Genomic DNA, 11143 nt, shown 5'->3' on the forward strand with positions numbered 1-11143 from the left:
CCGGCGCAAAAAATTACCCCCGCACGAAGGCGGGGGCAAGGTGAGTAGCCAAGTTCTATCGCAAGACGATCAGGACCGCAGAGACGAAGCAAAAGGTGGCAACCTGATTTTGCAGCGCTGACCTTCGGTCCCTTAAGATCTAATCCGGATAAAACCTCACTCCCACAAACTCTGTCTCACAAATTCTTCAGGCGATTGAGATCGGCCATGGTGGCCCTGCGGTCGACGATGGTGCGTCCGTACTTGTCTTCCATCCTGAACCGGCCGTTCTCGATCGTCTCCTTCATTCCATTGCGGTGCGTGACCTGGATGCTGCTGCTGGTGGCCTCGACCTTGTCGCCAGTAACGGCGTTCACATGGCTATCGACATCCGCGGTACCTGCCGCGCCGGCGCTGCTGCTCGTGCCGTTATTGCTCTTGCCGTTGTTGCCGCCGCTATTGCCGTTTCCACTGTTGCCGCCGCTATTTCCGCCACCGTTCCCGCTGTTGCCGCCGCCGCTTCCGTTTCCACCACCGCCGCCATGACCACCGCCGCCTTTGTCGGCATAGGCCTTGGTAACGACGAGACCATCGACGGAGAGACTGACAGGCGCGACGACAAGCGCCAACGCAGCCAGCGCTGGCAAGACTAGCCTGCAGCCCCCGCGCGATGCGCGCATTCGGTTCTCCCCATGCCAGCCCTTCAGCCCGTCGGCCAAACTACCCCACCGGCAATGTCGCAGCATAAGCATCCCCAATCAGCAGCGCATAAGGAAGTGGCCCACGACCCTTGTCTTGTCCACTCGGACCTATTGCAACTTAGTCATAGGACCTAAGTCTTATTTCAACCACTGAGTGCGGTCCGACATTGCCGCAGCAAGGGTGTTTTCCAAAGCCAACCAATCGCTTAACGGCCGGCGAGTTGCGAAGCAGTTCCGGACGGAAGGCTAAGGCGAAGCGTCGAGCCCTTACCGTTTCGTGCTTTTCCGCAAATCGCCCGGCTCAGAGATGGATTCAGGCCGGCAAGGGCACCGGCCGCCGCGCCGCGACCGCCGTGCCGAAGGCGGCGGCAATGACGGCGGCGACGCCCGCGCATTGCAAAAGGTTGAGCTTCTCATGCAGAAACAGGAAGCCGGTCAGCGCGCCGCCCGCCGGCTCCAGGCAAACCAGCATGCCGTAGACCTTGGCCGACATGCGCGCCAGCACCAGCATTTCCAGATAGAAGGGCAGCGCGCTGGAGAACAGGCCTACCACGGCCGCGCCCGCCATGATGTGCGGGTCGGTGAGATAGGGTTGAGCGGCGCTGAAGCCGAAAGGCAGCGCCAGCATGGCGGCGATCGCCATGCCGTAGGCGGAGGTGCGCACGCCGAGCTCGGCGCCGGCCTTCTGCGCGAAGATGATGTAGAGCCCCCAGCAGGCGCCCGCTGCGAGCGCCAGCACCACACCCAGCGGATCGAGCCCGCTTCTGGCATCGGCAAAGGGCGAGAGCAGCACGATGCCGGTTATCGCCAGCGCCACCCAGACGAGGTCGAGCAGGCGCCGGGAGCCGAGCATAGCGACGAACAGCGGCCCGGTGAATTCGAGCGCCACGCAGATGCCGAGCGGAATGCGCTGGAGCGCCGCGTAGAACAGCATGTTCATGGCACAGACCGTGATGCCATAGGCGGCGAGCCAAGGCAGGGTTTTCCGCGAGGGCAGCACCTTCCAGGGCCTCAGCACCGCCGCCAGCATCAGCGCGCCGATGGCGAGCCTCAGCATGGTCGTGCCTTCCGAGCCCAGCACCGGGAACAGCCCCTTGGCAAAGGCAGCGCCGACCTGAACCGACAGGATGGCGCCGAGCAGCCCCAGGACGGGCATTGCGCCGATGTGGGTCTCCGGCTTCGCGGTCTGCGTCGAGGTCAATCCTGGCTCCATCCGTGGTTCGGGAATGGAGATAGGGCGCGGGGCCTGCGCTGTCGTGAGGCAGTGCGGGGCGGATGGTGGGACAAGAGAGTGAGGTTTACGCCTTCGCCATCGTGGCGCGGAGCAACGAGCGAAGCGACGCGCGCAAACCCAGGGTCATGCCGTGGCGCTAAAGCGTTGCAACGCGCATGGAATTCCGCACCGCCGCGCTCCAAGTCGAAGGCAACGGCGTGGATCCTGGGATCATGCCGAGGATGACGAAGCGTTGGCGCAGGCCCCACTCCGGCCGCAGCGCGGCCACCTCTCCCCCGCCTTGGGCGAGGGAGAGAAAATGCGCCGGCGTTATCCCGCCATGGCGAGCGGCGCGGCGCTCTTGTTGGGGATCTGGATGTCGATCTCCAGCGTCGACATGGTCGCGCCGCGGTCCATCGAGACCTGGAGGTAGTCCTGGTCGATCTGCACATGCTTGGCGATGACCGCCATGATCTCCTCGCGCAGGATGGAGACGAGATCCGGCTGGCCGCGGCTCTGGCGCTCATAGGCGAGCAGCAGCTGCAGCCGCTCGCGCGCCACCGGCGCGCTGGTGCGCCGCTTGAAGAGATCGAGGATGCTCATGCGGCCCTCCTTCCGAGAAGCCGGTCGAGGAAGCCCTTGCGTTCGAAGGGGACGACCACCGGCAGGTCCTCGCCTTCCAGGCGTCTTGCCGCTTCGAGGTAAGCCTTTGCGGCACCATTGAGCGGTTCTGAGAGCGTGACGGGCGAGCCGAGATTGGAGGCCCGCAGCACATCCTGGCTTTCCGGGATGATGCCGAGCAGCGGCGTCGAGAGTATCTCCAGCACGTCGTCGATCGACAGCATCTCGCCGCGCGTGGCGCGCGCCGCGTCATAGCGCGTGACCAGCACGTGTTTTTGCACCAGCTCGCCTTGCTCGGCCTTCATGGTGCGGGCGTCGAGCAGGCCGATGATACGGTCGGAGTCGCGCACCGACGAGACTTCCGGATTGGTGACGATGACCGCCTCGTCGGCGAAGCGCATGGCGAGCTGGGCGCCGCGCTCGATGCCGGCCGGGCTGTCGCAGAAGACATAGTCGAACACCGATCGCAGCCGGGCGATGACTTCCGCCACGCCCTCTTCGGTCAGCGCGTCCTTGTCGCGCGTCTGCGAGGCGGGCAGCAAATAGAGAGTCTCCAGCCGCTTGTCGCGGATCAGCGCCTGCGACAGCTTCGCCGTGCCCTGGATGACGTTGACGAGGTCGAACACCACGCGGCGCTCGGCGCCCATGATGAGGTCGAGGTTTCTCAGGCCGACGTCGAAATCGACCAGCGCCACCTTCTTGCCTGTCCTGGCCACGGCGGCGCCGAGCGCGGCCGTCGAGGTTGTCTTGCCGACGCCCCCCTTGCCCGATGTGACCACGACTACCTTGCCCATATATCCAGCCTCCATTGGCGGTTTTTATTCTCTGGCCGTGCCAGGCACGGCGGGATCTTTCGCTTTTGGTGCATGTCGTTCTCCCAAAACCGCTGCACTTTGGGGCGACATGCACTGATAACCTTCGCACACGAAACCGGTCCGAAGCTTGCGGCCAACAACTCAGCCGAGCGGCACCACGCACAACGCATCATTGTCGAGGAAGGCCTGCACGGCCTTGCCGCGCGACACCCCTTCCATCTCCTCGGCCGTGGTATACCAGCCGTCGACGGCGAGCAGCTCGGCCTCGTTCTTGCGGCAGAAAATGCGCGCCGCAATATTGCCTTCCGAGCCGGCGATCGCTCGGCCGCGCAGCGTGCCGTAGACATGGATCGAGCCGCCGGCGACGATTTCCGAGCCGGACGCGACCGAGCCCAGCACGATCACGTCGCCATGCGGATGGAAGACCGACTGCCCGGAGCGGATCGGCGCCTTGATCATCAGCGTGCCGGCGGCAGGCGCCGGCACGGCGCCCTGCCCTGGCTTTTCCGGTTCGGTCTGGGCCGGCTCGATCCTGACCGCTTCCAGCCTTGCCAGCTCGGGATCCACCGGCTCATCGCCGGCCGCCTGCAGAACCTCGGCAGGCGCCGCCGCCTGGATCGTTTCCCGGGCCGCCTCGGCCCGCTCCCCGGCGGCGGCCATTTCCAGTTCTTCCGCCCGCGCCTTGCGCGCGGCCCGGCCAAGCAGCCCCTCGGCGGTCGCCTCCTTGGCGCCGGCCAAGAGCGGCGGCAATTCGGACCCGAGTTCGGCGCCTTCGAGCTCGATGGCATAGACGCGGATGCCGCGCGAGCCGAGCACGCCGACAAGCGCTGCGATCTCCTCCGGCCCCGGTTGCAAGGTGTTCAAATCCAGCACCACCGGGCGCCCGTTGAAATAGCCGGGCGAATTGGCGATCCAGTGATCCAACCCCTCCAGCCAGTCGGCGATCGGCGCTTCCGGCGTCAGCGTGAAAGCGACGAACGAACGGGCGCGAAAGCGGATCGATTTGTTGTGCAAAGGGGCGGCGAAGGTCACGTCCGGGCGAATCCTTACTCAATGGTTAAAGGGTGCCGGGCTAATGGTTAACAAAAGGTTAATTTCGCGGGTGGCGACCGTTAAGGATATGGCGCGGCTAAGTTTTGTGGCGGGGCGGTCACAGGCTCCGCGTGGGCGGTCGCGAATGCTGGCAGCGCCATGCGCGCACGAGTCGGGCGTGTGAAGCGGCTAATATACGCAGGTATGAGCAGCGGGCATCCTCCGGACCGAGACTTTCTACTCTTTCCAAGCCAAGGGGGATGAGCATGGGCTTCAATCGGCAAGACAGCAAGCGAGCAGGCGCGACAACCGCGACAATGGCGGCGCTGATGCTGCTTGGAGGATGCATGACGCATTCGCCGAGCGGACCAGCGGTCAGCCGCGACGAATGGCTTACAACGTCCGATGCGGACAAGGTGGTCAGCTCGATGAGCGCCAAGGGAATGATGCCGGCGACCATCGACTGCCGGTTCGACAACACCGCGCCAGGCCAGGTGGCCTACCGCTCGAAATTCACCTGGAAGCAGGCGCCTGCCAACACGCGCTACCACTGGGAAGTCGGCGACCCGACCTACCTCGCAAGCAAGGACGTCGCATCCAACAGGGCTGGTCTGAGGCGGGTGTTCGCGAAGACCGTACGGGATGCGGCGACGGGACAGAAAGTCGGCTGCTCGATCTGGGCGAGCAGCAGCTAGAGAAGCGACTTGCCGATTGGCGATCGAACCTCTGCACAAGTCGCGGTCGGCAGCTCAACGACTCTCATTTGCTGCGGTTTTGCTGGCCAGACAGGAAACAAAGGCGCACGATACGATCTCGCTGGTGCGGCGAGGACAGTCCGGCTTGATCTCTTGCTGAATAGGTCGGGCTGTCCAGGAGCCTCTCCTTGGTCTTGCATGCGAACTCAGCTTTTGCTTGCGGCTGGTTTCCCGCCGGCTGCCTAGACATCGCGTCGTTCAAGCTACTTCCCGTTCGCCCACCCGATAGTCTCACTACAAACAGTGCTTGCTATGTTGCGCGCCCCGGCCTAAGCGCAGTGATGGCAAATGAAAAATTCGACCAGTCGGTGACGATCATCGTTGATCCGGCCGGCGGACGGGAGGCAATCGGCGATGCCGCCGCCTGTCTGGACTTCCTGCTTCGAAGATGGCGCGGCAAGCGAAGCGACAAGCACCGTGCAGCCATTCAGGCCTGCACGGATGTAAACAGCGGGCGCCGACCGGCTTCATTCGCGCGCAAGGCGTTCATAGCGGCCGCCCGCGAGGCGGCCATTCTTGTGACGCCTTAAGGCTGCTCGCGCGGTCTGAAATTCCTACTTTCGATGTCGATGATCTCGCCGCAATTTTCACACTCCATCTGGGTGTGAGTGCGTATCCAGCCCACACGCGTTTTCGCCTGGTGATGGCACCGCGGGCACTCCACATCGATTTCGAAGTGATCGGACTCTCGTTGTGTCATTGCGGTTCCAAGGCCGGCCTGCCTAATGCGACATCATCGGTTGTCAGTGCTCCCCTCCCGCTCGTCTTCCGGATCCACCACTTTCTCTTTCGCCACCTTGGCCGCGAGCTTCGCCTCTTTCTTTGCCGCCTTCGCCTGATCGCGTTTGCTGCGCTCGTATCGGTAGTTGGGTTTCATCGCCATGGTGTTTCTTCCGGTTTAGGCAATTTGCGCCTTGGGATTGGACATGCCCAGGAGCGGGAAAGACAGTTCGCGAGACACAAGGCCCAAAATAAGAGGCACTTGTCAGGTGGCCATCATGTCAAATGAGGCGATTGCGTTCTGCGACCTGACGTGCCCGCCGCAAGGTGCCGTCAGTGTCGGCGAGCTTGCGCCTTGCTGCCTCGTCCTTCCTGACCGTCAGCCGCGCGGACATGATGGTTGAGGACCTGACGATCGGCTTGATCACGGCGGACGGCGTCTCGGGGGTTTTCATGGAACGCATCGGCATTATCCTTTCTTGTAGCAGCCAGGGCTAAGGCTATTCGCGGCTGCGCGCTTTTCCCTGCGACATTGGCTTCCTGCCTATCGGAAGCCGGAAGCCGTGAGCGTGTAGGAGTTTCGGCGCTCGCGCGCATACGCTTTGCTGGCGGCGTCCTGGATGGAGCTGCGCAAGGCGTCGAATGCCGAAAGGTATGCCATCTCGGCCGTTTCCTTGCTCCCAGCATCGCCAAATGTCCCAAGGACCTCGACCTCGACGAAGAAGCGGACCTGGAACATACCGTCATGGCCAATGAAGCAGACGGCGCGGCGCGTTTGATCGAAACTCCGGCTGGGATTTGGAAAGGCGAGCGTCATGGGTTGCCCACCCGTGTTTCAGCGTATTCAGCTGCTGCCGGCCGGGTGCTATTCCATTCTTTTCGAGCCTCGACGTTGCGACGGTTGAGATCCAGCATGCTCGTCGTCGCATGCGCACGTGTCAGCCCGACCATCGGTGCGCCGTCGACATGCGCCGGAATTCCAGTGAAGACATGGTAGACGGTCCAGGAATGATCCGCTTCGACGCGGCGGCCGTATTGATGATCCCTGAAGGCGTGGCCCGACCAGCTTCTGGTGTTTGGCGAACAGCCGGATACGGCCTTGTGGCCCGCCTCGGTCTCGCCGTTGGCCATGGACCTGTTCATACCTGTCTTTCCTCGCCTTCCTGCGCGGCGATAATCTCCGAATAAAGCGCCGCGCCGTCAGCTTCGGAGATCGTGACCGCATCCGGCCACTGCGGCATGTTCAGCGTCCTCGCCAGAAGCCGCGCAATCTCGATTGCATCCTCGAGACCCGTTGCCAGCACCGTCTCGCGGCCGATGACGGCATGCGCGTCATCGCTGACGCGCGTGCGATAGAATTCGATCACGACCTTCATCGAAACCAGCGCAATGGCATCGAGCCCTTCGCGCTGAGGCCGGCGCCTTGATTGAACAGGCTCTCAGGCCTGGTCGGAATTCTTCCCTGCTTCCGCGTCCTCATCTCGCGATTGGAGCGCTGCCGTCTCTTGGCCATGTCCGAACGTCCTTTCGATCAGCATCAGGCCAGGGTCCGAGGCCGGGGTTCCGGCCGATTCCAGCCTGTCCTCGGTCACCACGCGCTCATGCGGTTCGGTGTCGCTGCGGATGCGGTATTGCGGCGAGTTTTCTTTTGGCGGCAGCGTGCCGGTGACGTGGTAGACCTCCGCGGTCAACGTCCGGAAATCTCCCTTCAGACGGACCGCCTGTCCGATGTCGAACAAGCGCGGCGGGGCGCCGTGCCGTATCGGCCGTGTGTTGCGCTGCATAAGGCTCGTCATGATTGTCTCCGGTCGTCTTAGAGCGCCGCCTCGAGAGAGGCCGGTTGATGTTTTTACCGTGCGAACCATTGTGCGGAGGATCGCCGGCAGGTGAATGAAAGAGGCCGCGTCGCGGGAAAGGCCCTTCCAGGCCTCCTCGTCGAGGTCGGTAAGATACCCTGCGGTCGCGGCGCGCCTGAAGCGCGACAGCACCAAGGAGAGCCGAAGCAGACGACGACGGTGGACGCAATGCGAATGGCCACGATTGCAGCTTTCCCGTGAAAACATGCTAGGATGGACTTCCGCGTTATTTCAGTCGAACCGCTGGAACTGTTTGCGGTGCTGCCAGTACATCCGTGGTCAGCGCCCTGCGTCGTTCCAGGGTTCAAACGAGCAAGCTGCCGCGCCGGACCGGCGCAACGCTTCGCTATCGAAAATTCGGAAAGGATTGGCGCGGCTCCGACGGGGCGAAAGCCAAACTCAACCAAATCAACACTTTTTGTATGCGCCTCAATTGCGCTCAAAGCAAGACTTACGCGCCTGATATTTTTTCCCCGGGTAAATAGAAATCTCAGGTCCGGGCCTGAAACAGCGGTAAATCGATTTGCGGGCGCTGACCTAGTTCCTGAAATCTTCCAATTATTTTACCGAAGCATTTTTGGGTTTCCCGGCAGTTAGCGGCGACCGGGAGGAATGCAAGCATGACAAACCGCTACGCACCGACGATGGATAAGCCGAACAGCTGGACCGTTTTCGACGTCTTTAGCGGCCAACCTGCCGAATTCAAGCAGAAGCCGACAGTCGCGCGCTGCTTCGCGGCAACGCGGCGCTTCACCTACTCGCACTGGCGGCGCGGGCCGCCGTCGAAGGGCTGGTAGGTGTTGTCCTGCGGATCGTAGGAGCGGTAGCGGCTGAAGCAATCGTCGACGTGGGCGGCCGAGATCTGCCGGCCCTGTGCCCGCACGGCCCCAGCCTCGGGCGAGATCTCTTCCGGCGGGCCGCCATAGGTGGTGGCGTAGCCGTCGCCCGACGGGGCGTAGCCTTCCATCTCGGCCTGGTCGTCGCTCGTCTGATCATCGGCCGCGGCGGTTTGCCGATCGTTCCCGACGGCTTGGCCATCCCGGCCTTGCCGATCGTTTGAGCCGGTCGAGGCGGTGGGGTCGCCCATCGGATCGTAATAGGGTGAGATGCAGGGGCGCAGCTCGCCGCTGTAGGAGCGGTAGCTGTTTTCCGCCGGACGGTAGCTGCGATAGCGTGCCGAGCACCATTGCAGATGGGCCACGGGCAATTGCTGCTGGGCCTGCTCATCGGCCGGAGCCGGTTGGGAAGGCTGGATCGCGTCAGGCTCGGCTGCGGGCTGGTTCGGCTGAGCGGTCGTGGGCTGCAACTGCTGCGGCTGCGCGGGTGCTGTTGGAGCCGCGAGCGTCGCCGTCTGCACTGCGCTGTCGGTCTTGGCCGGCTCGCCCCCTGGGGCGGGCGCGACGGCAGCCTGCTGGGCAGGAATGCGCTGAAGATTCTGCTTTTGCGGATCGACCGGCTGAGCGTCCTTGGTCCAGAGCTCGGAAACGCCGATCGCAGGCGTCAGCTGGCGCACCGGCTTGGCAGCGAGTAGCCAGGTGGCGAAGGCGAGCCCGCTGGCGAACACGGCAAGGGTCAGCACGAAGCCGCCGACGATACCCAATAAAGCCTTCATGCCGCGCTCCTTTAGTCCCCGCTGATAGAATGCGGAGCGTGGAATCCGGTTCCCACAGGAAGAGGGCGATGTTGCGACCCGGTGGTAACAAACGAACGGCCCCGCGTGCTCCGGGGAGGAGCACGCGGGGCTTCGAGAGGATCGCTAGGTGAACCCAGCTGGGGACTAGGCAGCTAAGGACTTTACGATGATCCAAACGGATCGATGACAGTGTCGCCCCTTTGGCAAGACGCCGCATCGTGCAAACAGAGGAATAAACGCAGGTCGTTCACATGGCAGTCCCAACGCCTCGGACCGATGTTTGTCGCAGCCGGCGGCCACAAACTCCCGTCGGTCAGGCCCGGCAACCGGCTGATTGTCCCCAACGAGACGGCCGGGCCGCGCTTGAGCGACCTGCGGGCGCTCAGCAGTCCGCCACCACCTCGCTGTAGCTCCTCGCCTTCCCGTCCTGGCCGCGAATGCGCCAAGTCTGGCCGTCCCGCCCTTCGATATGGCTCGCTGCCAGCGGCACCTTGCCGCCGCCGTCCGGCAGGTCGATGACGTAGGTCGGGTTACAGATGCCGGAGAGCCGCCGGCGCAACTCCGCGACCAGCGCCTGGCCTTGGGCAATCGTCGTGCGGCGGTGCGCCATGCCGCGCGCGAGGTCGCCGTGATGCAGGTAATAGGGTTTTACGCCGAGACGGTACATCAGCTCGAGGCAGAGCTCCTCCAGCACCTCGACCGTGTCGTTGACGCCTTTGAGGAGAACGCTCTGGTTGAGCAGCACGAAACCCGCCAGGCGCATCGTGCGGCAGGCCGCCTCGGCTGCGGCGGTGAGCTCGCGCGGATGGTTGAAGTGCGTGACCACCGTCACCATCAGCCGGCCCTGCAGCGCCTCGATCATACCGGGCGTGACGCGCGACGGCAGCACCACCGGCACGCGGGTGTGGACGCGCAACAGCCTGAGATGGGGGATCGCCTCCAGCCGGGCGCGGATATCGGCCAGCGCCTTGTCCGGCAGCGACAGCGGATCGCCACCGGTCAGGATCACCTCGCGGATTTCCGGGTGCCCGGCTATGTAGGCCAGCGCCGGCTCCAGCGCTTCGCTGGTGTAGCCGCGGCCGATCGAGGTCAGCGATTCCTTACGGAAGCAGAAGCGGCAATAGACCGCGCATTGATAGGTCGGGAACAAAAGCACGCGGTCGGCATGGCGGTGCGTCAGGCGCGGCACCGGGCCGAAGGCATGATCGCCGATCGGGTCGTCGAGCTCGCCTTCGGTGGCGACGAGCTCGCCCGGCGACGGGATCACCTGGGCGCGGATCGGATCGTTGGGGTCGCTCCAGTCGATCAGGTCGAGATAGGGTTTGGGCACGCGCACCTTGTGCGCCGCCGCGGCTTCTTGCATGACGGCGCGCTCGGCGGCCGAAAGCGGCAGGGAAGCGAGGTCGCGGACATGGCGCACGCCGGCGCGGACTTCGGCTTGCCAGGCGGCGTCGGGGGCGGCCGGTTGTTTGAGATCGGTGGTCATTGCGGTTCTCTGGTTCGCCGTCCCTATCGGCCGGATGGTCGATGCGGTCAACCGCATACCGCGTTGGGAATTTGGAGCACCCTCACCGCTCGAAAGGCTGGAAAGGCGTTGAGCGGCGAAGCTTGCGTTCCTTCGCGCAACCGTCGTCGCCTGACTCACTCTCGACTTTCGCGGCAATCGACCAGCGCCGTCTTTTCAGGCAATCTCGTGCCAACGGCGATCATGGGGAGATGGTCTGCCGGCGAGGGAGGGTTGTCATGACCAAGACGCAGGCGCTGCCGCGCTATGAGGATGCCGTTGCGCAATTCCGCATCGAGGACGAGATCGCGCGC

Annotated in this window: 16 protein-coding genes; 3 read left to right on the forward strand and 13 right to left on the reverse strand. The window is 63.8% G+C overall.

Annotated features, from left to right (window positions below):
- Window positions 1-176: 176 nt before the first annotated feature.
- The 5 genes from FJ980_RS18040 to minC form a co-directional block, all read right to left on the reverse strand.
- Window positions 177-659, reverse strand: a complete 483-nt coding sequence (locus FJ980_RS18040; protein ID WP_140545007.1) for a hypothetical protein — start codon at window positions 657-659, stop codon at window positions 177-179.
- 334 nt (window positions 660-993) lie between these two features.
- Complete coding sequence (locus FJ980_RS18045) at window positions 994-1881, reverse strand: DMT family transporter (RefSeq protein ID WP_246676449.1); 888 nt, start codon at window positions 1879-1881, stop codon at window positions 994-996.
- Window positions 1882-2223: 342 nt separating this feature from the next.
- On the reverse strand, window positions 2224-2496 hold the full coding sequence (minE, locus tag FJ980_RS18050) for a cell division topological specificity factor MinE (RefSeq protein ID WP_042638296.1): 273 nt from the start codon (window positions 2494-2496) through the stop codon (window positions 2224-2226).
- Entirely contained in the window at window positions 2493-3308 is an 816-nt protein-coding gene (gene minD, locus FJ980_RS18055; protein WP_140545011.1) for a septum site-determining protein MinD, read from the reverse strand. Before minD ends, minE begins: the two co-directional genes overlap by 4 nt.
- A gap of 162 nt (window positions 3309-3470) precedes the next feature.
- Window positions 3471-4361, reverse strand: a complete 891-nt coding sequence (gene minC, locus FJ980_RS18060) for a septum site-determining protein MinC (protein ID WP_140545013.1) — start codon at window positions 4359-4361, stop codon at window positions 3471-3473.
- 347 nt (window positions 4362-4708) lie between these two features.
- Between minC and FJ980_RS18065 the strand changes: the two genes are divergently transcribed.
- Together FJ980_RS18065 and FJ980_RS18070 are read left to right on the forward strand one after the other, a co-directional pair.
- Window positions 4709-5056, forward strand: coding sequence for a hypothetical protein (locus FJ980_RS18065; RefSeq protein ID WP_140545015.1), 348 nt, complete (start codon window positions 4709-4711; stop codon window positions 5054-5056).
- 341 nt (window positions 5057-5397) lie between these two features.
- The gene (locus tag FJ980_RS18070; RefSeq protein ID WP_095770102.1) at window positions 5398-5646 is read left to right on the forward strand and encodes a DUF982 domain-containing protein; all 249 of its coding nucleotides are present in this window, start codon (window positions 5398-5400) and stop codon (window positions 5644-5646) included.
- 203 nt (window positions 5647-5849) lie between these two features.
- On the opposite strand, the gene FJ980_RS34705 is transcribed toward FJ980_RS18070, so the two are convergent.
- From FJ980_RS34705 to FJ980_RS35415, 6 genes are all read right to left on the reverse strand, one after another.
- Window positions 5850-5999, reverse strand: a complete 150-nt coding sequence (locus FJ980_RS34705; RefSeq protein ID WP_181181241.1) for a hypothetical protein — start codon at window positions 5997-5999, stop codon at window positions 5850-5852.
- A gap of 118 nt (window positions 6000-6117) precedes the next feature.
- Entirely contained in the window at window positions 6118-6300 is a 183-nt protein-coding gene (locus tag FJ980_RS18075) for a hypothetical protein (RefSeq protein WP_140545017.1), read from the reverse strand.
- An 80-nt stretch (window positions 6301-6380) separates the two neighbouring features.
- Window positions 6381-6653 (reverse strand): DUF1488 domain-containing protein, encoded by a 273-nt coding sequence (locus FJ980_RS18080; protein ID WP_140545019.1) that lies wholly within the window; start codon window positions 6651-6653, stop codon window positions 6381-6383.
- Entirely contained in the window at window positions 6650-6979 is a 330-nt protein-coding gene (locus FJ980_RS18085) for a hypothetical protein (RefSeq protein ID WP_181181242.1), read from the reverse strand. The genes FJ980_RS18080 and FJ980_RS18085 overlap by 4 nt, the downstream gene beginning before the upstream one ends.
- Window positions 6976-7212, reverse strand: a complete 237-nt coding sequence (locus FJ980_RS18090) for a hypothetical protein (RefSeq protein ID WP_140545023.1) — start codon at window positions 7210-7212, stop codon at window positions 6976-6978. Before FJ980_RS18090 ends, FJ980_RS18085 begins: the two co-directional genes overlap by 4 nt.
- A 63-nt stretch (window positions 7213-7275) precedes the next feature.
- Entirely contained in the window at window positions 7276-7824 is a 549-nt protein-coding gene (locus FJ980_RS35415; protein ID WP_246676450.1) for a hypothetical protein, read from the reverse strand.
- 488 nt (window positions 7825-8312) lie between these two features.
- Here FJ980_RS35415 and FJ980_RS34710 point away from each other — a divergent pair, with 488 nt between their 5' ends.
- Window positions 8313-8489 (forward strand): hypothetical protein, encoded by a 177-nt coding sequence (locus FJ980_RS34710; protein ID WP_181181243.1) that lies wholly within the window; start codon window positions 8313-8315, stop codon window positions 8487-8489.
- Here the strand turns inward: FJ980_RS34710 and FJ980_RS18100 are convergent.
- Together FJ980_RS18100 and FJ980_RS18105 are read right to left on the reverse strand one after the other, a co-directional pair.
- Complete coding sequence (locus FJ980_RS18100; RefSeq protein ID WP_140545025.1) at window positions 8447-9304, reverse strand: BA14K family protein; 858 nt, start codon at window positions 9302-9304, stop codon at window positions 8447-8449. The genes FJ980_RS34710 and FJ980_RS18100 overlap by 43 nt on opposite strands.
- A gap of 403 nt (window positions 9305-9707) precedes the next feature.
- Window positions 9708-10811 carry a KamA family radical SAM protein gene (locus tag FJ980_RS18105; protein WP_140545027.1) on the reverse strand — a complete coding sequence of 368 codons (1104 nt, stop codon included), beginning with the start codon at window positions 10809-10811 and terminating at the stop codon, window positions 9708-9710.
- Window positions 10812-11143 lie beyond the last annotated feature (332 nt).

This window comes from Mesorhizobium sp. B1-1-5 (assembly GCF_006443065.1).
Taxonomy (GTDB): Bacteria; Pseudomonadota; Alphaproteobacteria; order Rhizobiales; family Rhizobiaceae; genus Mesorhizobium.

Bases quoted from the DNA above. Each gene is read 5' to 3' on its own strand.
- FJ980_RS18040 (WP_140545007.1), bottom strand. From the start codon at position 659: ATGCGCGCATCGCGCGGGGGCTGCAGGCTAGTCTTGCCAGCGCTGGCT.
- minE (WP_042638296.1), bottom strand. From the start codon at position 2,496: ATGAGCATCCTCGATCTCTTCAAGCGGCGCACCAGCGCGCCGGTGGCG.
- minD (WP_140545011.1), bottom strand. From the start codon at position 3,308: ATGGGCAAGGTAGTCGTGGTCACATCGGGCAAGGGGGGCGTCGGCAAG.
- FJ980_RS18065 (WP_140545015.1), top strand. From the start codon at position 4,709: ATGACGCATTCGCCGAGCGGACCAGCGGTCAGCCGCGACGAATGGCTT.
- FJ980_RS18070 (WP_095770102.1), top strand. From the start codon at position 5,398: ATGGCAAATGAAAAATTCGACCAGTCGGTGACGATCATCGTTGATCCG.
- FJ980_RS34705 (WP_181181241.1), bottom strand. From the start codon at position 5,999: ATGGCGATGAAACCCAACTACCGATACGAGCGCAGCAAACGCGATCAG.
- FJ980_RS18075 (WP_140545017.1), bottom strand. From the start codon at position 6,300: ATGCGTTCCATGAAAACCCCCGAGACGCCGTCCGCCGTGATCAAGCCG.
- FJ980_RS18080 (WP_140545019.1), bottom strand. From the start codon at position 6,653: ATGACGCTCGCCTTTCCAAATCCCAGCCGGAGTTTCGATCAAACGCGC.
- FJ980_RS18085 (WP_181181242.1), bottom strand. From the start codon at position 6,979: ATGAACAGGTCCATGGCCAACGGCGAGACCGAGGCGGGCCACAAGGCC.
- FJ980_RS18090 (WP_140545023.1), bottom strand. From the start codon at position 7,212: ATGAAGGTCGTGATCGAATTCTATCGCACGCGCGTCAGCGATGACGCG.
- FJ980_RS34710 (WP_181181243.1), top strand. From the start codon at position 8,313: ATGACAAACCGCTACGCACCGACGATGGATAAGCCGAACAGCTGGACC.
- FJ980_RS18100 (WP_140545025.1), bottom strand. From the start codon at position 9,304: ATGAAGGCTTTATTGGGTATCGTCGGCGGCTTCGTGCTGACCCTTGCC.
- FJ980_RS18105 (WP_140545027.1), bottom strand. From the start codon at position 10,811: ATGACCACCGATCTCAAACAACCGGCCGCCCCCGACGCCGCCTGGCAA.